We start from the raw sequence: 20,063 nt of genomic DNA, 5'->3' as shown, positions 1-20,063 counted from the left end.
GCGGAGCCCACTAGGGTGTCGGTATGTCGATCGGACCGGCCGTACGTGTGCCCGGAGCCGATCACGTCGGTCGCCACACCACCGTTCTCACGGCTGTGCTGTTGTGCGGCGCGACCCTCGTGGTGGCATTCCTCAACAAGGCGCGCTGCGCCGGCGCCCCCTTCCGCGCCGACGGTCGCAGTGCCGCTTTCGATTACGTCAAGGACGCCTGGGTCTGTTATTCCGATATCCAGTTCCTCTGGCTGGGCCGCGATATCGATCAGCATATTTTTCCCTATGTGCACGGCGGGATCACCGCCGACGGCACCCTCACCGGCGGCGCCGTGGAATATCCGGTACTGAGCGGTCTGCTGATGTGGCTCGGCGCGCTGGGAGCCCACAACGACGCGGCCTTCCTGCTCCGCTCGGCGCTGCTACTGGCACCGTTCGCCCTGGTCACCGCATGGCTGCTGGCTCGGCTGGCCGGGCGGGCCGCGCTGCTGTGGGCCGCGGGACCGCCGCTTGTGCTGTACGCGTTCCACAACTGGGAACTACCGGTGGTGTGCACGACCGTGGCGGCCGCCGCGGTGATGGCGGCGACCCGCTACCCGTTGCGTCTGCGCGGGGTGGTGGCGGCGACGCTGCTGGGCCTGGGCTTCTGCTTCAAGATCTACCCGGCGATCTTCGTGATCCCGCTGCTGCTGTACGTGCTGACCGGCGGGGAACTGGAGCGCGCCGGTCCGGGAGCACGTCCGCGGCCGGACGTGGCCGGCGCGCTGGGCACCGCGGCCGCCGCGTGCGGCACGGTGGTGGCGGTCAATCTGCCGTTCGCGCTGGCCGGTTTCGACGGCTGGCGGGCCTCGATCGAGTTCCAGCAACAGCGCGAGGCCGATATCACCACCAACTCGATCTGGTACTGGGGTCTGCGGCCGCTGTTCGGTTCCGATCCGCTGAGCAGTGCCGCGTTCGCCGAAACCGTGTCGATCGCCTCGCCGGCGCTGATCATCGCGTCCTTCGCCGTGGCGGTGGGAGCCGGATGGCTGCGCTACACCCGATCCGGTGTCTACCCGTGGCTCGGTGTCAGCGGGGCGATGCTGTGCGGGTTCCTGCTGTTCCACAAGGTGCACTCGCCGCAGTACACCCTGTGGTTGATCCCGTTCCTGGTGCTACTGGCGGTGCCGTGGCCGGTGGTGTGGAGCTATCTGGTCGCCGATATAGCGATCGGCGTGGGGGTCTTCCGCTATTTCTACACGATGGGGACCGGGCATTCGGTCGAGTTGATGGAGGCGGTGGTCCGGTTCGGCGTCTGGGGCCGGGCCAGCCTGCTGGTGCTGCTGTTCTGGGTGTTCCTGAAAGTTCCGGCGCGAATCCCGTGGATACACACCGCCGAAGTATCGGCGGACGCGACGCCGGTGCGGGGAACCGGACAGAAGGCGCGCGACTGAACCGGTTCCAAGGAAACTAGAACGTGTTACATTCAAGGTATGACACCCGTCGCGTCCCATTGCGCCGACCGCCGTTATCGGAGGTGTTCGCCGTATTCGGGCCACCCGGGTGACAGCGGCCGGATGAGCCGCCGCGCGGCAATTATGTAACTTGTTCCAGGCATAGGGAGACAGCACCGCCATGCGTACCGATATCTGCGACCGGCTGGGGATCGAGTTCCCCATCTTCGCCTTCACCCACTGCCGCGATGTGGCGGCCGCGGTCAGCAACGCCGGCGGTCTCGGCGTACTCGGCGCGGTCGGCTTCACCGCCGAACAGCTCGAGGTCGAACTGGCCTGGCTGGACGAGCACGTCGGCGACAATCCCTACGGCGTCGACCTCGTCATCCCCTCCAAGTACGAGGGCAAGGGCATCGACGGCCTGTCCCCCGAACAGCTCGAGGCCGAGCTCGCCAAACACGTCCCCCAGGGGCATCGCGACTTCGCCGAGAAGATCCTCGCCGACCACGGCGTGCCGAAGCTCCCCGAGGAAGAGGTCCACCCGCAGCTGCTCGGCTGGACCGCCACCACCGCCGCGCCGCAGGTCGAGGTGATCCTGCGGCATCCGAAGGCGAAGCTGGTCGCCAACGCGCTCGGCACCCCGCCGCCGGAATTCGTCTCCCAGATCCAGGAATCCGGCCGGCTGATCGGCGCGCTGTGCGGTTCGGTGAAACACGCGCTGAACCACAAGGACGCGGGCCTGGACTTCGTGGTCTGCCAGGGCACCGAGGGCGGCGGCCACTGCGGTGAGGTCTCCTCGCTGGTGCTGTGGCCGCAGGTCATCGATGCCGTGGGCGATCTGCCGGTCCTCGCGGCCGGCGGAATCGGCGACGGCCGCCAGGTCGCCGCGGCGATGGCGATGGGCGCCGCGGGAGCGTGGACCGGGTCCATCTGGCTGACCGTGGAAGAGGCCAATGTGCCGCCGGCCCAGATGAAGACCTACATCGACGCCACCAGCCACGACACCATCCGCTCCCGGGCCTGGACCGGTAAACCGGCCCGCATGCTGCGCAACGACTGGACCGACGCCTGGGAGTCCGCCGACACCCCCGATCCGCTGCCCATGCCGCTGCAGATGATGGTGGCTCTCGATGGCGTGAAACGCGGCCACCGCTACCCGGAAGCCGCCAAGGATGTGAACTTCAACCCGGTCGGCCAGGTGGTCGGCATGATGAACAAGACGGAACGCTCGGCCGATGTCATGAACCGGCTGGTCGAGGAGTACGTCACGGCCTGCGAACGGTTGAACAAACTGAACGGCGATATCTGATCGCACCGAAGAGTCGGCTTTCCGGAAGCCGAAAGCAGAACGCCGCCAGAAATACTTCTGTGTTTTTGGCGCCGCCTGCGGCGTCGCGGGGTTGAGACCCCCTCGGTCTCGCCGTTGCGGCCTCGAGACTTGAGCCTTCGGCTCATGCGACGTGCGGTCGGCCTTCCACGGAAGGCCGACCGTTGAGCACCTTCGGTCAAGGGGCGAGACGGGCCTCAACCCTTCGAGGTGTCTCGCAACACTCGACTCATGGGGTTGCGCGGGCAGAAAATGGCCGGAGGCGCATGTGGACTTGCGCGCACCGTGAGGTCGCTGCCGGACTTCTCCTGTGGTCGCCCGACCTCGCTCAGGCGGTGGCCGCGTGGACCTCTTCGGCTTCGCCCTCGGCGCCGAGGAGTTCCTCGAAGCGGGCGACGACCTTGTTGTGGTACATCCCGAAGAGGTCCTCGAACAATGCCAGCTGCGCCGGGGTGGGGCCGGATTCCGATTCCCAGACCGCGATCAGCGCCCGCCACACCAGGACGTGCAGATCGGCGGCACCGGCGAAGTAGGCGTCGACGGCCTCGGGAACTTCGAGCACCATTTCGCCGATGGAGTTCAGGATCGCGCGCTGCATACTCGATTCGAGGGCTACCAGCAGCTTGCGGACCACCCCGATCTCGATGGCGAGTATGCGCCGGTAGTCGGGGACGTCCAGTCGCGCCAGCGTTTCCAAGGTGTCGATCTCGGCTTTCAATTCGGCGAGATCCACTCCGGCCGCGGCCGCGGCGCCGTGGGCGAGCCCGGTGTAGGAAAGCAGTGCGTCCATCACGATGCCGCGCTCGACCTCGACGATATCGCGGAACATCTCGATCGCCACGTCGGGCATCGGGATGGAGAACCGGAAGAGGTGCCGGTAGACGTCCAGGCCGCCGGCCGCGCGAACCTCGCGGATGGTGAAACCCTTACCGCGCCGGGCCTCGACGAATCCGTAGGATTCCAGCCTGCCGAGAGTGAGCTGGGCGGTGGCCCTGTTCATCTCGAATTCCTCGGCGACCTGACGGACCGAGGGCATCAGCCCGCCCGGCTGATATTCCCCTGCGGCGACCCGCCGTGCCAGTTCATCGGCGACATCGGCGACCACCGTGCGGGATCCCATGGATGCAACCTTTCTCGGCAGCTGATACGTCCCAGACAGTCTATGCGTAAATATGCCAAACTGCACAGGAGAACTGGCGAATCGCTTCTGGGGATGAGGTATGAGCAGTCGACGTGATCCTGGTGCGCCGCCGGTGCGGCAGGCGCTGCGCAACGCCAAGCTCGTCGCGCTTCCGGTCGCCTTCGCGGGCCGGCAGGCGGCGGGCGCGGGCCGCCGGGTGCTCGGCCGTTCGGCGCAGGAGGTGAACCGGGATATCCAGACCCGGACCGCCGAGCACATGTTCGAAGTGCTGGGTGAACTGAAGGGCTGCGCGGCCAAACTCGGCCAGCTGCTGGCGATCTATCAGCTGGCCCTGCCCCGCGATATCGCTGCCCCGTACCAGGTCGCGCTGGCCCGGTTACAGGATTCGGCGCCGGTGATGCTGCCCGCCACTGTGCACGCGGTGCTGGCCGAGCATCTGGGGCCGGATTGGCGGGAACTGTTCCGCGAATTCGACGATCGGCGGGCGGCCGCCGCGTCGATCGGCCAGGTGCATCGCGGAGTCTGGCACGACGGACGCGCGGTCGCGGTGAAGGTCATGTATCCAGGCGCTCGGGCAGCTGTGGAATCGGACCTGGTGCAGTTGCGGCGGATCTCGACACTGGCCTCGGTGTTCCTGCCGGGCGCGGATGTGAAATCGGTGACCGAGGCGCTCTGCGAAAGTGTGCGGGCGGAGCTGGATTACGCGGCCGAGGCCGATAACCAGCGTGCGTTCGCGCGGGCGTATACCGCCAGTACCGAATTTCGGGTGCCCGAGGTGCTGGAGCAGCGCGGCGATGTGCTGGTCTCCGAATGGCTCGACGGGATCGCGGCCACCCGGCTCATCGAGTCCGGGAGCCGGCCGCAGCGGGACCGGGTCGGCGGGCTGATGATGCGGTTCGTGCTGACCGGATGGGAGCGGCACGGGCTGCTGTACTGCGACCCGCATCCCGGCAATCTGCGGCTGCTCCCCGACGGGCGGCTGGGGGTAATGGATTTCGGTGCGTGCGCACCGTGGCCGCATCCGGGTTTCACCCGGCTGGTGGTCGAGATGTGCGACGCGATCTTCAACGGTGGTCCGGCGGCTGTGGAGACCGCGGTGCGGACCCACGGGTTCGCGCTGCCCGGCCGGGCCTTCGACGCGGTGGCGCTCGACGCGGCCCTGTCGGCCTGCGCGGAGCCGGTGCGGCACCCGCGGTTCCGTATCACCACCCCGTGGTTGCGCAAGCAGGTGCTGCGTACCACCGCGCTGCGGCTGACGAATGTGATGCGGGAGCTGACACTGCCGCCGGAGTGCACTCCGTTCGCGCGGGCAGCGCTCACCATGGTCGGCACCTTGAGCCAGCTGGAATGCGAATGCGATTTCGGCGACGAACTGGAGCGGTCGGTGCCCGAACTCGGGGAGGTCTTCGCGGTCATGCGGCGCGCGCCGCGTGTATCGGCGAATTGATGCCCGGCGGTCGGATACGGACAGCTCACCGTCTGGGACATTTTCCGGTGAGGATACCGAATTTGCGGAAATTCTATCCTATTTATCCCCAGAATCCTTCAGTAACCCAGCCATCGACGCCACGGGGGCAGCAGCCGCTCGGCGAACAGGGCATATCCCTGCGCGCCGGGATGTGCCCCGTCCCCGGCCCGTACCTGTTCTCGCCAGACCGGATCTTCGGCCAGCAGCCCGAACGACGCCGCATACGGCACGCCGAACTGGGCACACGTCTGCTCGAAGCGCCGGTCCAGCTCCTCGATCCGCCGATTGTGCCCGGACTCCTCGACCGGCGGCGGCCCCACCACCAGCACCGGCCACTCCTGCGCCTGCGCGGTGGTGAGCAGCACGGACAGATTCGTCACCGAATTCTGCGCGTCGACCCGCGGCCGGCCTTCGGCGACCACAGTGTCGTTCACCCCGAAGGAGAACACCACCCGTCCGTCCGACCCCGCGGGCAGCCGCACCAGGCATTCCGCGAAGCACCGCGCGACAATATCGGCAGAGGTGTGCCCACGCACCCCGAGGTTGTACGTGGTCCATGCCGCTCCGGCGGCCCGGGCGTGCGCGGTCAGTCGGCCGGTCCAGCCGAGAGCCTGCGGGTCGCCTACGCCGGCCACAAAAGAATCTCCTATGAAACAGATGCGTTGATCACCACTCACCCCTGGATTCTGACAGCGTGTTGGTGTGTATCGTCCGGCTCGGGCTCCTGCATACTCACCCGCTGGTGGGCGTGACCGGCCCGTCAGCGTCACCTCGATCCGAAAGTACCGATACGACATGCGAGTCGATGGGCGGGAGATCCCGGTTACGGGCAGTCTCCTCCAACCGCTCACGCGGCGGACCAGCGATATTCTCCGTGTCGTCTTCGCGGCCGCGGGCGTGGCCGTTGTCATCGCCGGGTCCCTGATCACCCGGCCCGAATGGCTGGCGCTGGAGCGTTCGGTCTCCAATATCGTCGGATTCCTCAACCCCGACCAGTCGAATCTGGTCTATCTCCTGTACGGGATAGCCATCCTCATCCTGCCGTTCGCGATCCTGGTGGAACTGGCATTCGGACGGCAGTGGAAATTGCTCGCCGGTTACGCCACCGCCGGGCTCACCGCGGTACTGCTGCTGTCCATCACACCCAGCGGGTTGTCGGCCCCGCAGTGGCATCTGCAGGTCCCGGAGAATCTGGACGACAAGACGTTCCTGCAGCAGTTCCTGGACGACCCCCGCTGGATCGCCCTGCTGGCCGCGGTGCTCACCGTCTCCAGCCCCTGGCTGCCGGTGCGGCCGCGGCGCTGGCTGTGGGTGCTGCTGCTGGCCTTCGCGCCGATCCATCTGGTGGTCAGCACGGTGGTCCCGGCTCGCGCCATGTTCGGCCTGGCGGTCGGCTGGCTGGTCGGAGCGGTGATCGTGCTGCTGGTGGGGACTCCGGCGCTGGAGGTACCGCTGGACGCCGCGGTGCGCCGGCTGGCCGGCCGCGGCTACACGGTCACCCGGTTCACCGTCGTGCGGCCGGCCGGTCCCGGCGCGCTGCTGCTGTCGGCGACGGTGGAGGAGCGCGAGCGGGCGCTGGTGGTCGAACTGTACGGCAAGAATCAGCGTTCGCTGAGTGCGCTGCGCCAGTTGTGGCGCTGGCTGACCTTCCGTTCCAGCGAGACCGCGCCGCTGCACGGTTCCATGCATCGCGCGGTCGAGCATCGGGCACTGATGTCGATCGCGCTGACCGAACTCGGCGTGGCCGCGCATCGGCCGGTCACGGTGGCCGGGCTGCCGCGCGGCTGGATGCTGTACGCGCATACGCTGCCGGCCGGGCGCTCGATAGAACAGGACCCCGCCGATACCGCGGCACTGGATTCGGTGTGGCAGACACTGACGGTACTGCGCGAACACGGGATCGCGCACGGTGAACTGCGGCCCGCCGAGATCCGGGTGGGACCCGGCGGCGGTGCGCTGTTCGGCGGTTTCACCGCGGCGGAATTGTGTGCCTCCGATGCCCAGCTGCAATCCGATATCGCCCAGCTGCTGGTGTCGATGACGGCGGTTTTCGGCGCCGAGGCGGCGGTGCGGTCGGCGATCGGCGCGCTCGGCGAGCAGACCGTGCTCACCGCATCGCGCCGGCTCACCAAATTCGCCATGCCGGGCGGGATCCGCAAAGCCATCCCGGACTGGAAAGCGGTGGTGTCGGCCGCACGGGAAGAGGTCCGCACCCAGACCGGCGAGGACCGGATCGAAGCAGAGCAGATCACCCGGTTCAACCGGAAGAGTTTCATCCAGCTGGTCCTGCTGGTCGGCCTGGTCTACGTGGCCTACCCGTTCATCAGCGCGGTGCCGACCTTCTTCACCCAGCTCAAAGAGGCCAGCTGGTGGTGGGCCCTGGGCGGCCTGGCATTGTCGTCGCTGACCTACCTCGGTACGGCCGCCGCACTGTGGGCTTGCGCGGCCGGTGTGGTGAAGTACTGGCCGCTGGTCCTGATGCAGATCGCGAACACTTTCGCCGCCACCACCACCCCCGCGCGCGTGGGCGGGCTGGCCCTGAGCGTGCGCTTCCTGCAGAAGGGCGGAGTCGGCGCGGTGCGAGCCACGGCCGCGGTGGCCCTACAGCAGGCGGTGCAGGTCTGCACGCATATCGGACTGCTGGTGTTGTTCAGTGTGGCCGCCGGGACCTCGGCGGACCTCTCGCATTTCGTCCCCTCGCCGACGATCCTCTATCTGATCGCGGGGGTCGGAGTGGGAATCGTCGGCACCTTCATGTTCGTGCCGAAACTGCGGCGCTGGCTGAACAACTCGGTGCTCCCGCAGGTGCAGGAGGTGGTCGGCGAGCTGGCGCTGTTGGCCCGCGACCCGAAACGCTGCGTGATCATCGTGCTCGGCTGCGCGGCACTGACCCTCGGGCAGGCACTCGCGTTGTTCGCCAGTGTCCAGGCGTTCGGCGGGGGCACGACTTTCGTCACCGTCACCATCGTGACGATGATCGGCGGCACCCTGGCCTCGGCCGCGCCGACACCGGGTGGTGTCGGCGCGGTCGAGGCCGCGCTGATCGGCGGTCTGGCCGCGTTCGGCCTGCCCGCCGCGGTGGCGGTGCCGTCGGTGCTCCTCTACCGGGTACTCACCTGCTGGATACCGGTGTTCTGCGGCTGGCAGGTGATGCGCTGGATGACCGAGAAGAACATGATCTGAGCTGGGTCCATATGCGCGTCTCTGGCGCGCGGAAGGTCAGTCGAGTACGTCGAAGGCATCCGCGGTGGTGCGGAGGCCGGCGCTGACGAGCGCGATATTGGCCAGGGAGGCGGTGTGCACCTGGGGGTCGGCTGCGGCCACGCAGTCGGCGACCGTGTAGACGGTGAAGCCGAGGTCGGTGCCATGGCGTGCGGTCTGCTCGACGGTGAGGTTGGTGGCGACACCGGTCAGGAACAGGGTGTCGATATCGTTCTCGGCCAGCCAGCGCGGTAGATCGCTGCCGGCCAGCCCCGACAGTTTCTGGTTGTCGACGATCCGGTCGGCCTGCCCGGCGATCTCGTCGATGAGCCGGCTTCCCGGTGCGTCCGGACGGAACTCGTGCTGGGCCGCCCCGACCGACTGCATGAACCCGGTATTGCGCACCAGCCGCCCTTCCCCTTCCGGGACGGTGAACCGCGTGCAAACGATCGGCAGTCCCAGCTCCGCCGCCTGTTTGTGGAAGTCCGCAGCCCGCTGCACCACTCCGCTGGCGGCCACCGGTTCGGCCAGCATCGGGCCGAAGAAACCTTCCGGCCGAATAACGTTGACCTGCCAGTGCAGGGCGAGGACTGCAGCATGTTGATCCGACATGGCGTAGATAATCGACCATGCGCGCCCGGGGCGCACCACTGGCTGGGAAAAGCCCTGGCCACCGGGCGCGCCGGAGCTCTACGCGCAGGTGTGCGCCGGATCGGCGGGACCGATCCGGCGCATGCTTCACGTGAAACGTTACCTACGAATCGAACTTGCGCAGTTCGACTTTCACGACCTTGCCGCTGGCGTTGCGCGGCAGTTCCGCCACGAGCACCAGCTCTTTCGGATGCTTGTAGCGGGCCAGGTTCTCGTTGAGGAACGATTCCAGTTCCGCGAGGGTGAGATCGTCGGCCGGATCGTTGAGCGCGACCACCGCGACCGGCACCTCGCCCCACTTCTCGTGCGCTTTGCCGATCACCGCGGCCTCGCGGATCTTCGGATGCGCGAACAGGACATTCTCCACCTCGGCGCAGTAGATGTTCTCACCGCCGGAGATGATCATGTCCTTCTTGCGGTCCACGACGTAGATGAAGCCCTCGTCGTCCTGGCGGACCAGGTCACCGGAGTGGAACCATCCGCCGGCGAACGCATCCGCGGTCGCCTCCGGCTTGTTCCAGTAGCCCGACATCATGGTGGGGCCGCGGTAGACGATCTCACCGACCTCGCCAGGCGCCACATCGTTCATCTCGTCGTCGACGATGCGGGCCTGGATGGTGGGGATGACCTTGCCGACCGAACCGAGTTTGCGGATGGCGTCTTTGCCCTCGAGCACACAGGTGATCGGCGACATCTCGGTCTGCCCGAACACCGCGACATTGAAGGCGTCGGGGAACGCGTCGGCCATCGCCTTCAGCACGGTGTCCGAGGCGGGAGCGGCTCCCCAGCTCAGCGCACGCAGCGCGAGTTTGCGCTCCTTGACGGTCGGCTCGTCGCAGATCAGCTGCCACTGCGCGGGCACGCAGAACGCGGAGGTGGCCTGCTCGGCCTCCACGGCGTCGAGGAACTCGGTGGCACTGAAGGCGCCCAGCGGATGCAGCACCGTCTTCGCGCCGAGCAGGAAAGCCGGTGCCAGGCTGCCGAGACCGGCGATATGGAAAAGCGGTGAGGTGCAGAAGCCGATCGACTCCTGCTCGAGCTGCAGCGCCCGGATACAGGTGAGGGCCTGGGCGTTCATATTGCCGTAGGAGAGGACCGCGCCCTTGGGGCTGCCGGTGGTGCCCGAGGTGTACATGATGAGGCACGGCGTGTCCTCGGCGATATCGAGCGGGGTGTGCGCATCCCCGGTCTCGGCGATCGCGTCCTCGAAGCCGACGACCCCGTCACCACTGCTGCCGCCGATGACGAAGCAGTGCTCGAGGCTCGGCGCCTGGCTCTGCACCGCGGTGGCCAGCGGCTGAAGCACGGTATCGGTGACCACGGCCTTGGCGCCGCTGTCGCCGACGATATAGGCGACCTCGGGCGGGGTGAGCCGGAAGTTCACCGGGACCGCGATGGCGCCCAGGGCATTGATCCCGAATACGGCCTCCAGGTATTCGGGGTAGTTGAGAGCCAGGATGAGTACCCGGTCGCCGAAGCCGACGCCGCGGCGCGCGAGGGCGTCGGCGAACTTCTGCGACCGTTCGTGCAGTTGGCGCCACGTGGTGTCGGCACCGCGGAAACGCAACGCCACCTCGTCCGGCCGCATCACCGCATGCGTGGCGATCTGGTTGTTCCAGTGGTTGCGACGCGATCTGATCGGCTCGGCGAGGGCCTGCGCACCGGTGGACATCCCACGTACTCCTCTCGGTACCGCGTGCGCCGCACGGAGTGTCCGGCGCCACACGCAGTGTGAACATGTCGGCAGAATAACAATTCACATCAGCACCGGCAAGGAAATCGGGCACGAATAGCGGTTAATTCCGAGGAACTCGACGGGGGAAAGAGTTCGCGCTCGTTGAAGCGCGTATTTGGGGTGATACCCGATGCTCTGCACGTCATCCAGCTACACGAGATCCCATCACATATGCGAATCACGACTCACTTCCAGGGTTGATCGGGCGCTGACACCCGTGGCACCATGCAGCAGACGCGGACTATCCGCGAAAGTAGAGGAGAGCACCGATGCTGCGGACCAGGTTCACCGAGACCTTCGGTATCGAACATCCGATCGTGCAGGGCGGGATGATGTGGGTCGGCCGGGCCGAGCTCGTCGCAGCCGTGGCCAACGCCGGTGGGCTCGGTTTCATCACCGCACTGACCCAGCCCACGCCCGATGACCTGCGGCGCGAGATCGAGCGCACGCGCGAACTCACCGACAAGCCGTTCGGCGTGAACCTGACCATCCTGCCCTCGATCAACCCGCCGCCGTACGAGGAATACGCGCGGGCGATCGTGGACAGCGGGATCAAGATCGTGGAGACCGCCGGCAGCAATCCCGAGCCCTTCCTGCCCACCTACCGCGAAGCCGGGATCAAGGTGGTGCACAAGTGCACCAGCGTCCGGCACGCCCTCAAGGCCCAGAAGATCGGTGTGGACGCGGTCAGCATCGACGGCTTCGAATGTGCCGGGCATCCCGGCGAAGACGATGTGCCGGGCCTGGTGCTGATCCCCGCCGCGGCGCGCGCGCTGACCATCCCGATCATCGCCTCCGGCGGTATCGCCGACGCCCGCGGCCTGGTCGCGGCGCTGGCGCTGGGCGCCGACGGCGTGAACATGGGGACCCGGTTCCTGTGCACCGAGGAGTCCTCCATCGACCGGAAGGTCAAGGAGCAGATCGTCGCCAACTCCGAGCGCGACACCAAGCTGATCTTCCGCACCATGCACAACACCGCCCGGGTCGCCGACAACGAGGTGAGCCGCAAGGTGGTCGAGATCGAGAAGGCCGGCGGCAAGTTCGAGGATGTCCGCGAGCTGGTGTCCGGCGCCCGTGGCCGGCGGGTCTTCGAGGAGGGCGACCTCGACGCCGGTATCTGGTCGGTCGGCCTGTGCCAGGGTCTGATCGAAGACATCCCGACCTGCGCCGAACTCATCGGCCGCATGGTCGGCGAGGCCGAGGAACTGATCAGCGCGCGGCTGGCCGGTTTCGTCGCTTCGGCCTGATCGGGCCGGTTCCACCGCACCGGAACCCCTGCGCCTCGTCGGAGCAATGGCGATTCGATCCGACGCAGGAAAGCGGGAAGCCATCCGGGAAAGGTTGGCTTCCCGCACTCTCCGGCCGCGGCCGGACCCCGGGTTCAGTGTGCCGCGAGCGCGGCCACAGCGTCGTAGTCGTGCGCGGCGACCACCTCGATTCCGTCGGGCAGCGCGTGCAACCGATGGATGGTCTCGAAGGCGATATCGCGGTCGGCGTCGAACAATTGCCCGGGCATGGGCGCCTTCTCCCGGATCAGTTCGATCTGCAGCCGGTTCCACACCGAGTCACCGGCGAGCAGCACCCGGCGCCCGTCACTCGTGGCCAGCAGTACGCCGATACTGCCCGGGGTGTGCCCGGCCAGGTCCACGAGCAGTACCGAACCGTCCCCGAACAGATCCAGGCTGTGCGCGAAGGTGAGTATCGGCGGGCCGTCGAGCTCCAAGGGCTCCAGCGGCCGACCCTGTAGCGGCCCCCGCACCACCCCGGCCGGAGCGTGTGGACCCCGCAGCGCCCAGCCCAGTTCCGCCGAAGGCAACCGCACCGGAACCGAATCCGGCAATTCGAGCACTCCGGAAATATGATCCCAGTGCAGGTGGGTGGGCAGGACGAAATCGACGGTGGCAGGATCGAGATCGCGCGCGGCCAGTGCGTCCGCCAGCCCGAGTACCGGTTCGTCCGGGGCCACCAGCGACGGAATCGGGAAGGGTAGCCCCGGCAGCACCCGCCGGTGCACATGCGCGCACAGGGCGGGGTCCACGATGAATCGCGCAGAAGGATGCTCGACGATATAGGCACCCATCGCCATGGGCAGATGTCCGAGACTGCGCACCCCCTCGGCGACGATGGTCGTCGGTGCCGACATCCGCCCCTGCACGAGCACGGTCAGCTCCACACTCGCGCGGGCCGCCGGCAACGGGGCGGACTCCAACCGCGCCAGGAAATCGGTATCGGCTCGCCGCGGACGCAGCAGTCGCGCCGGGGTGGCGGCCAGTGCCGCACAGCAGCGCAGCAGAGTCGGGAGGGTGGGGGTTCGTCCGTCGGCGGAATCGGCCACACGGCAACGGTACCGGCCGGGCCCGCGAACCAGTAGCGACAGCCGGGGTGAGTTCCGCGGTGATCGTAGCCGCTACGCAGACATCCACCGGCCGATCGGTCCAGACCGTCGATCATGGAAGCCGCACGGCGCCAACCTGTTCGGGAAACCGAATACCCGGATTTCTCCGGCATAATCGAGTCGTGAGGCCATCCGCTCGCCACGGCCGCCAGGCAGTCCGGCTTTCCACAGTGTCACTACGATGATCGGTCCTCCCCAGGGAGTGCTCTTCCTGTTCCCGGGCGAAGGCGGGGAACACGAGCGAATGGGCAGGACGCTGGCCGGCCGCTATCCGGTCTTCGCGGACGCGGTCACCGCCGCCGGTGACGCGATCATCGCCGCCGGCGGCCCCCGCGTCTGGACTCCCCGATACGGCTTCCGCCTGCCCGGTGGATACCTCCCCGGCCCGGATGCCGCCGAGCCGCTGACACATCCGGAATTCGCCCAACCCGCCCTGTTCGTCTACCAGGTGGCACTCGCCGAACTGCTGACCGCGTGGGGCGCCCGGCCGGACGCCGCCGTCGGTCACGGTACGGGTGAGATCGCCGCGGCGGTAACCGCCGGTGTGCTGCCCCTGGCCGAAGCCGCGAAAGTGGCAGTGGCGCGCGGGCGCGCGACGGCCCGGCCGGCGGGTTCCAGCGCGACGGCCGAACTGCTGGCCTCGGAGGCCGAGGTGATCCGCCTGGTACGACCGCTGGAGGGGAAGGTCGCCGTCACCGCGGTCAACGGCCCGCGGTCGGTGCTGGTCACCGGTACTTCTCGCTATGTGGACGTGGTGGTGCGCCGCGCCGAGCGCCGCGGTATCGTCGCCGCCCGCACCCTGCGGGATCATCCCGCGCACAGCTCGGCCATGACCGAGGTGATACCGCGGTTGCTCGACGACCTCGGCCCGATCCGGTCGACGGCCCCGCTCCTACCGCTCTACTCCAGCACATATCCGGGCACCGTCGTCGACGCGGCCGTTATGTCCGCCGGGTACTGGGCCGACAACCTCACCGGCCGAGTCGAACTCGACGCGGCGCTGCGGCGGGCAGCCGGCGACGGGATGGCGATAATTCTGGAGGTCGGGCCCGAACCACAACTCGCCGCGGCCGTCCGGGCGATACCGCAATTCGCGCACACCACCTACGGCGCCGCGGACAGCACGGACGAAGGCACCGCCTTCCTCACCTGCCTGGCCCAACTCCACGCGGCACGAGCGCTGGGCGCGACAGCGAGCGGGGGGTGGGAGAACGGCCGCAACGGTATCGAGCGCCGGCCGGCTACTGGAACAGACACCCGGACCATGGCACCGGCCGAGGGATGGACGGAGCCGTCGGGAAGCGGAACAGGCTCCCCGACAGGGTGTTTCGATGGTCGCGCTACGGCTGCGGCAAAACCGCGACCGGCCGGGCCCACTGTCACGGCCGAGCCCGACGGCCGATCGAAGGGAGAGGATTTGCGGGCGGAGGTCACGGGTGCCGCAACGCTGGCATCGATACGGCTCGCCGATGACCCCCCACCCACAGATATCATCGCATGGACGCGGGTGGTCGATGCCAATAGGGCTATCCGCTTCATGGCCGGGCGAGTCGCCCTCGATCCACCGATGGTGATCGATCGGGCCGGAACCTATGTCGTCAGTGGAGGTCTGGGTGCCCTCGGCTCGGTGATGGTGCGCCGTCTGCTCGCCGCGGGGGCTCGCGATGTGGTGGTGCCGACACGTTCGCCACGTCCGGTTCCGCCACTGCTCGAGGGGTTCGAAGAGCGAATCGTAGTGGTGCACTGCGATACCGCCGACCGTCACGATCTGGACAACGCGCTGCGCGATATCCGGGAAACCGGGTGCACCATTCGCGGAGTAGTCCATGCGGCACAGGTTTTCGAGGACACGGTGGTCGGTACCGCCGTATCCGGCTATATCGCAACCGGTTCGGCACACACAGTATCGGAGGCCGCGGGCGAGCACCGAGATGCGCAACATGGCCCGGCACTCGACGCGAGCCGGCTGGCGCGCCGATTCGCCCGGATCTCGGCATCGGCTGCCCATCTCATCGAACTCACCGCGGCCGACCCGGTCGCTTTCATCGCGGTGTTCTCCACCCCGGTCATCGGAGCGCCCCGGCCGGCCGTTGCGACAGCCGACGGATCCTGGGCGTATACGGAGGAGGTCGATTTCTCCGAACCCGCCGCAGGTGCCCGCGAGCGCTGACGAATCCGGCGCGGCCCGAGCACGTGGGCCTCACGGATTCGTCAGAGACCGAGGTCTACCGTTGCGCGAGCAGATGGACGATGGATTCGGGAAACGGCGATTCAGTGCTCGGTCCGGCCGAGCAGCCGGTCGGTTTCACGGCGTTGCCGCTTCGTCGGACGCCCGGACCCGCGGTCTCGTTGCGGCAGGGCGGCCAGAACTTCCTTGGGCGGAGGCGGTGGACTGCGGTCGATCAGGCATTGGGCGGCGATCGGAGCACCTACCCGTTTCGTGATCACCCGTTCCACGATGACGATCCGCTCGACACCGTTGTTGCGGATGCGGATCTCGTCACCCGGACGTACCGGCTGTGCGGGTTTGGCCGTTGCACCGTTCACACGCACATGGCCGCCTCGACAGGCGGCCGCCGCAGCCGATCTGGTCTTGAACAGGCGGACAGCCCAGACCCAGGAGTCGACCCGGGCCTGGATATTGCCGCCGTTCGGCTCGGTAGCGGCTCGGTTCACCCCTTATACGATACGACGCGCGGTGACCACATCGTCGGCGGAGAGGTGGGTGTAGGAGACCGGCTCACCGGACTGCACCGCGTTCAGCAGCAGGCCGTCACCCGCGTACATACCGACGTGGCCGCCGCCGTTGGTAATGACGATATCGCCGGGCTTCAGGTTGGAGAAGGCCACCGGCGCGCCCACATGGGACTGTTCGAAGCTGGTACGAGGCAGCTTGATACCCGCCTGCTTGTAGGCCCACTGGACCAGGCCGGAGCAGTCGAAGTTGGCCGGACCGGCCGCGCCCCAGGAGTACATGGCGCCGACCTTGGTCTTGGCGGCGTCGAGCGCGATATCGCCGAGAGTCTGCTGCTGGACCGGGGCGGGCGGCGCGAAGTTGGGCAGAGCGGGAGCGGCGGGCATGGCGTGCGGAGCCTGCTCGAGGGCCTGGTTCAGCTGCTGGTTGAGCTGGTCGGCCTGGGCGGCGAACTGGTCCGGTACCTCGACGTCGAATTTGCCGATACCGGGAACGTCGATCGTGGTCGTCGCGGCCGAGGCGATCGCGGGCATCGTGCCCGTAGTCGCGGCCAGCGTGCCCATGACCAGTGCGCCCTTGACAGAATTAGGCAGCTTGGATTCTCGCTGCAAGCTGTGCTTACCCACCGAGCTACGTCTCCGATCTTCGTGCTCTCCCGCCGCTCCGGTCGCGCGTCCTACTCGATTCGCGGCGGCCGACTGCGGCGGTGACCAGTGGCGCCGCCTCACTTACGAAACGACTCGACTCCACTAAGTCACAAGAAGGTTACGATGCCTCCCCGGTGTTGTCCAGCCGAACGGGCGTCCTTTTCGCGCCATCAGGGAGTACACCTGTAAAACGTCGGCGCGAGAGCGTTTTTCGGTTCGGCGGCAGATCACGCGCAGGTCTCGTCCGGGCGTGTCCGCCGAATTCGCGACGCGGCGACCCGTGGGACGCCGGATACCCGCCGGGCATCTCTAGGACCCGGTATAGATACCGCCAGATTTCCCTATCGGTTCGCTACGGTGTCAGGGTATGGACCCTGTGCGGAACCCGTATGCGCCCGGCGCCGGTCAGCGTCCACCGGAACTCGCCGGACGCGACAAACAGCTCGACGCGTTCGATATCGTCCTCGAACGGATTGCCCGGGGTCGTCCGGAGCGCAGTGTCGTGCTCACCGGACTGCGCGGCGTCGGGAAGACTGTGCTTCTCAACCAGCTGCGCTCGGCCGCGGTTTCCCGGGGCTGGGGTACCGGCAAGATAGAGGCCCGCCCGGACCAGGGCCTGCGCCGGCCACTGTCCTCGGCTCTGCACACGGCCGCGCGGGCCATCGCCAAAAACCATCACAACCAGGAACGGATCGACGATTTCCTGGGCATTCTCAAAGCGTTCGCGCTGCGCGCGACCGCGGACAAGGGCATGCGGGAGCGGTGGCAACCGGGAATCGACGTACCGGCCGTGACCGGTCGCGCCGATTCCGGCGATATCGAAATCGACCTGGTGGAACTGCTGACGGAGGCCGCGGCGCTGGCCCAGGACGTCGGCGCGGGTATCGCTGTCTTCATCGACGAAATGCAGGATCTGGGTCCGGCCGATATCTCGGCCATCTGCGGCGCGTGCCACGAACTCGGTCAGGACACCGCGCCGCTGATCGTGGTCGGAGCGGGACTGCCACATCTGCCGGCAGTCCTGTCCGCGTCCAAGAGCTATTCCGAACGACTCTTCAGCTATCACCGCATCGACCGACTGGACCGCGAGTCGGCCGACCGCGCGCTGATCGCGCCGGCCGAGCGCGAGGACGTGAAATTCGCCGACGAGGCGCTCACCGCGCTCTATCGCAAAGCCGACGGGTATCCGTATTTCGTGCAGGCCTACGGCAAGGCGACCTGGGACCAGGCGCCGGGCAGCCCGATCACCGCCGAGGATGTCGAGGTGGCGGCGCCGGCCGCCGAGGAAGAGCTCGCAGTCGGGTTCTTCGGCTCCCGGTACGAACGGGCGACACCCGCCGAACGCGAGTACATGCGCGCGATGGCGGACCTGTCCGGTGACGACGGCCCGGTCGCCACCTCGGCGGTGGCCGCCGAACTGGGCCGCAAGCCCGCATCGCTGTCCCCGGCCCGCGACGGACTGATCAAAAAGGGACTCATCTACTCCGCGGAGCGCGGCACCATCGGGTTCACCGTCCCGCATTTCGGGCGCTACCTGCGCAGCGTCACCATCTGACCGGCCATGTCGGCGATCTATCGGATTCACTACGAGACTTCCTGGAAGCCATGCTCCGAGCCCGACCGGGGTCACCTCTTTGTCTTTATGCCAGCATCTAGCGATTCGACTAGAGACGCATATACTTCGCTCGACTCAGGTCGAGCGTTTTATACGCACTTCTTCCCTTGGAGCTAGACATACGCATACGTTCCTACGGCGCGACACCGGCCACCGGTCGAGTCGTGCACACCGGCTCCCAAACCGAAACCCGATCTTGATCATCGGACGAGCCGGAATCAGGATTTTGCCGTACTGTGTTGTAGATCACCTTGTGTGGTCGGTCACAAGTACGCCGGACGGCCGGCGCAGTCCGGGCGGCGTTCACACCGCGACCGGTTAGCAACTCAGGAGGTATCCATGACCCGTAGCGACATCGCGGAACTCCGATACGCCGTAAATCAGCTTCGCCACTCCATCGGGGCGCTGCGCACCCATTATGGAGACGCCGGCTCCGTGCGCCGGCTGGAGAACGATCTGGAACGGCTCTGCATCGATGCAGACGAACTGGAGAAGAGCCCACCACCGCAGGTGGCGGCCCGCCGCGGCCAGGAACCCATCTATGTCCCGGACAGCAAATCCGACGAATCGGCGTGGATGGGCGCGCAGGACGAGGGCCTCGGCTTCCACTCGCGGCCCCGCACCCAGTAGCCGGGCAGGTTCACCACCGGATAACTGAGCACCGGACATCGGGCCGCAACCCGATGATCTTCGGACGGCCGGTCGCCGCACAGGCGACCGGCCGTCCTCGTTTGCGATGGGTTCACCCGAGCAAGATCGGCAGTAAATGTGGCGCAAATCACCCACCCTCGAAGCGACCGAGATTGCGCGGACCCTGCTCGTTCGATAGCAGGGCGGGCGTATGGTGCTCAGCATCACATTCGATCGCGGAGGTACCCATGACCACCCGCACCGCCGATCAGCGAGGCATCGACCAGTGAGTGCCGCAACGACCACAACCGCTCCCGAAGCGGGTACAGGCGTATTCAGCAGGACCCGGGCCCGGATCACCACCCGGACCCTACGCACGGATCGATGGTGGCTACCGCCCCTGATCACGGTGATCGGGCTGGCCGCGTTCGTCGTCTACGCGACCATCAGATCCTTTGTGCGCACGGCCTATTGGGTACCCGACTACCACTACCTGACGCCGTTCTACTCGCCCTGCCTGAGCACCTCCTGCGTCGAGGGCGCGAGTCACTTCGGCACTCCGTTCGGCGATCTGCCGATGTTCCTGCCACTCGGGTTCCTGGTGCTGCCGTTCCTGCTCGGGTTCCGGCTCACCTGCTACTACTACCGCAAGGCCTACTACCGGTCGGTGTGGTTCTCACCGCCGGCCTGCGCGGTGGCCGAACCCCATGCGAAGTACACCGGGGAGACCCGGCTGCCACTGATCATCCAGAACGCCCACCGCTATTTCTTCTATGTGGCGGTGATCATCTCGCTGGTCAACACCTACGACGCGATCATCGCCTACCACGGCAAGACCGGCGGGTTCGGGATGGGTCTGGGCAGTCTGATCATCACCGGCAATGTGATCCTGCTGTGGGCCTACACCCTGTCCTGCCATTCCTGCCGGCATATCGCGGGCGGACGGCTCAAACATTTCTCCGCGCATCCGGTGCGGTACTGGTTCTGGACGCAGGTCTCCAAACTCAACACCAGGCATATGCAGCTCGCCTGGACCACGCTGGGCACTCTCGTACTCACCGACTTCTACGTGATGTTGGTGGCCGGCGGCACGATATCCGATCTTCGCATCATCGACTGAGGAGTTTGCACGGC

General features: G+C 67.2%; 16 protein-coding genes. 9 read left to right on the top strand and 7 right to left on the bottom strand.

All coding sequences use genetic code 11. From position 1 onward, the window contains the following. The first annotated feature begins 23 nt into the window (after positions 1 to 23). Both NS4_RS25400 and NS4_RS25395 read left to right on the top strand, forming a co-directional pair. On the top strand, positions 24 to 1,424 hold the full coding sequence (locus NS4_RS25400; RefSeq protein WP_245665706.1) for a glycosyltransferase family protein: 1,401 nt from the start codon (positions 24 to 26) through the stop codon (positions 1,422 to 1,424). Between the two features lie 181 nt (positions 1,425 to 1,605). Beyond that, positions 1,606 to 2,733 (top strand): NAD(P)H-dependent flavin oxidoreductase, encoded by a 1,128-nt coding sequence (locus tag NS4_RS25395; protein ID WP_063062018.1) that lies wholly within the window; start codon positions 1,606 to 1,608, stop codon positions 2,731 to 2,733. Positions 2,734 to 3,079: 346 nt separating this feature from the next. Here the strand turns inward: NS4_RS25395 and NS4_RS25390 are convergent, their stop codons facing one another. Then, positions 3,080 to 3,871 carry a winged helix-turn-helix domain-containing protein gene (locus NS4_RS25390; RefSeq protein WP_063062017.1) on the bottom strand — a complete coding sequence of 264 codons (792 nt, stop codon included), beginning with the start codon at positions 3,869 to 3,871 and terminating at the stop codon, positions 3,080 to 3,082. A 100-nt stretch (positions 3,872 to 3,971) separates the two neighbouring features. On the opposite strand from NS4_RS25390, the gene NS4_RS25385 reads away from it, so the two are divergent. Beyond that, positions 3,972 to 5,339 carry an ABC1 kinase family protein gene (locus NS4_RS25385; RefSeq protein ID WP_245665704.1) on the top strand — a complete coding sequence of 456 codons (1,368 nt, stop codon included), beginning with the start codon at positions 3,972 to 3,974 and terminating at the stop codon, positions 5,337 to 5,339. A 98-nt stretch (positions 5,340 to 5,437) separates the two neighbouring features. Here the strand turns inward: NS4_RS25385 and NS4_RS25380 are convergent, their stop codons facing one another. Beyond that, positions 5,438 to 6,037, bottom strand: coding sequence for a GDSL-type esterase/lipase family protein (locus NS4_RS25380; protein WP_063062015.1), 600 nt, complete (start codon positions 6,035 to 6,037; stop codon positions 5,438 to 5,440). Between the two features lie 118 nt (positions 6,038 to 6,155). Between NS4_RS25380 and NS4_RS25375 the strand changes: the two genes are divergently transcribed. After that, positions 6,156 to 8,543, top strand: a complete 2,388-nt coding sequence (locus NS4_RS25375) for a lysylphosphatidylglycerol synthase transmembrane domain-containing protein (RefSeq protein WP_063062014.1) — start codon at positions 6,156 to 6,158, stop codon at positions 8,541 to 8,543. A gap of 36 nt (positions 8,544 to 8,579) precedes the next feature. On the opposite strand, the gene NS4_RS25370 is transcribed toward NS4_RS25375, so the two are convergent. Further along, complete coding sequence (locus NS4_RS25370) at positions 8,580 to 9,173, bottom strand: cysteine hydrolase family protein (protein ID WP_063062013.1); 594 nt, start codon at positions 9,171 to 9,173, stop codon at positions 8,580 to 8,582. A gap of 142 nt (positions 9,174 to 9,315) precedes the next feature. Next, complete coding sequence (gene fadD5, locus NS4_RS25365; protein WP_063062012.1) at positions 9,316 to 10,884, bottom strand: fatty-acid--CoA ligase FadD5; 1,569 nt, start codon at positions 10,882 to 10,884, stop codon at positions 9,316 to 9,318. Positions 10,885 to 11,216: 332 nt separating this feature from the next. On the opposite strand from fadD5, the gene NS4_RS25360 reads away from it, so the two are divergent. After that, positions 11,217 to 12,194, top strand: a complete 978-nt coding sequence (locus NS4_RS25360; protein WP_030524523.1) for an NAD(P)H-dependent flavin oxidoreductase — start codon at positions 11,217 to 11,219, stop codon at positions 12,192 to 12,194. Between the two features lie 134 nt (positions 12,195 to 12,328). On the opposite strand, the gene NS4_RS25355 is transcribed toward NS4_RS25360, so the two are convergent. Further along, a complete protein-coding gene (locus tag NS4_RS25355) occupies positions 12,329 to 13,282 on the bottom strand; it encodes an MBL fold metallo-hydrolase (protein WP_174552133.1) in 954 nt (317 codons plus the stop codon). Between the two features lie 241 nt (positions 13,283 to 13,523). On the opposite strand from NS4_RS25355, the gene NS4_RS25350 reads away from it, so the two are divergent. Beyond that, on the top strand, positions 13,524 to 15,512 hold the full coding sequence (locus tag NS4_RS25350; protein ID WP_084487702.1) for an acyltransferase domain-containing protein: 1,989 nt from the start codon (positions 13,524 to 13,526) through the stop codon (positions 15,510 to 15,512). A gap of 101 nt (positions 15,513 to 15,613) precedes the next feature. Here the strand turns inward: NS4_RS25350 and NS4_RS25345 are convergent, their stop codons facing one another. Both NS4_RS25345 and NS4_RS25340 read right to left on the bottom strand, forming a co-directional pair. Beyond that, a complete protein-coding gene (locus tag NS4_RS25345) occupies positions 15,614 to 16,018 on the bottom strand; it encodes an RNA-binding S4 domain-containing protein (protein WP_063062010.1) in 405 nt (134 codons plus the stop codon). A gap of 3 nt (positions 16,019 to 16,021) precedes the next feature. Further along, positions 16,022 to 16,600, bottom strand: a complete 579-nt coding sequence (locus tag NS4_RS25340) for a C40 family peptidase (RefSeq protein WP_063062009.1) — start codon at positions 16,598 to 16,600, stop codon at positions 16,022 to 16,024. A gap of 451 nt (positions 16,601 to 17,051) precedes the next feature. Between NS4_RS25340 and NS4_RS25335 the strand changes: the two genes are divergently transcribed. From NS4_RS25335 to sdhC, 3 genes are all read left to right on the top strand, one after another. Next, on the top strand, positions 17,052 to 18,239 hold the full coding sequence (locus NS4_RS25335) for an ATP-binding protein (protein ID WP_063062008.1): 1,188 nt from the start codon (positions 17,052 to 17,054) through the stop codon (positions 18,237 to 18,239). 399 nt (positions 18,240 to 18,638) lie between these two features. Further along, entirely contained in the window at positions 18,639 to 18,929 is a 291-nt protein-coding gene (locus tag NS4_RS25330) for an Rv0250c family protein (RefSeq protein ID WP_063062007.1), read from the top strand. A 286-nt stretch (positions 18,930 to 19,215) separates the two neighbouring features. After that, on the top strand, positions 19,216 to 20,049 hold the full coding sequence (sdhC, locus tag NS4_RS25325; protein WP_063062006.1) for a succinate dehydrogenase subunit SdhC: 834 nt from the start codon (positions 19,216 to 19,218) through the stop codon (positions 20,047 to 20,049). Positions 20,050 to 20,063 lie beyond the last annotated feature (14 nt).

Source organism: Nocardia sienata NBRC 100364 (genome assembly GCF_001613205.1).
Lineage (GTDB): Bacteria > Actinomycetota > Actinomycetes > Mycobacteriales > Mycobacteriaceae > Nocardia > Nocardia sienata.
The sequence above is the reverse complement of the archived record's forward strand: the minus strand, read 5'-3'. Positions and strand labels throughout refer to the sequence as shown.

Bases quoted from the DNA above. Each gene is read 5' to 3' on its own strand.
- NS4_RS25400 (WP_245665706.1), top strand. From the start codon at position 24: ATGTCGATCGGACCGGCCGTACGTGTGCCCGGAGCCGATCACGTCGGT.
- NS4_RS25385 (WP_245665704.1), top strand. From the start codon at position 3,972: ATGAGCAGTCGACGTGATCCTGGTGCGCCGCCGGTGCGGCAGGCGCTG.
- NS4_RS25335 (WP_063062008.1), top strand. From the start codon at position 17,052: ATGGACCCTGTGCGGAACCCGTATGCGCCCGGCGCCGGTCAGCGTCCA.
- NS4_RS25390 (WP_063062017.1), bottom strand. From the start codon at position 3,871: ATGGGATCCCGCACGGTGGTCGCCGATGTCGCCGATGAACTGGCACGG.
- NS4_RS25395 (WP_063062018.1), top strand. From the start codon at position 1,606: ATGCGTACCGATATCTGCGACCGGCTGGGGATCGAGTTCCCCATCTTC.
- fadD5 (WP_063062012.1), bottom strand. From the start codon at position 10,884: ATGTCCACCGGTGCGCAGGCCCTCGCCGAGCCGATCAGATCGCGTCGC.
- NS4_RS25375 (WP_063062014.1), top strand. From the start codon at position 6,156: ATGCGAGTCGATGGGCGGGAGATCCCGGTTACGGGCAGTCTCCTCCAA.
- NS4_RS25360 (WP_030524523.1), top strand. From the start codon at position 11,217: ATGCTGCGGACCAGGTTCACCGAGACCTTCGGTATCGAACATCCGATC.
- NS4_RS25370 (WP_063062013.1), bottom strand. From the start codon at position 9,173: ATGTCGGATCAACATGCTGCAGTCCTCGCCCTGCACTGGCAGGTCAAC.
- NS4_RS25350 (WP_084487702.1), top strand. From the start codon at position 13,524: ATGATCGGTCCTCCCCAGGGAGTGCTCTTCCTGTTCCCGGGCGAAGGC.
- NS4_RS25340 (WP_063062009.1), bottom strand. From the start codon at position 16,600: ATGGGCACGCTGGCCGCGACTACGGGCACGATGCCCGCGATCGCCTCG.
- NS4_RS25330 (WP_063062007.1), top strand. From the start codon at position 18,639: ATGACCCGTAGCGACATCGCGGAACTCCGATACGCCGTAAATCAGCTT.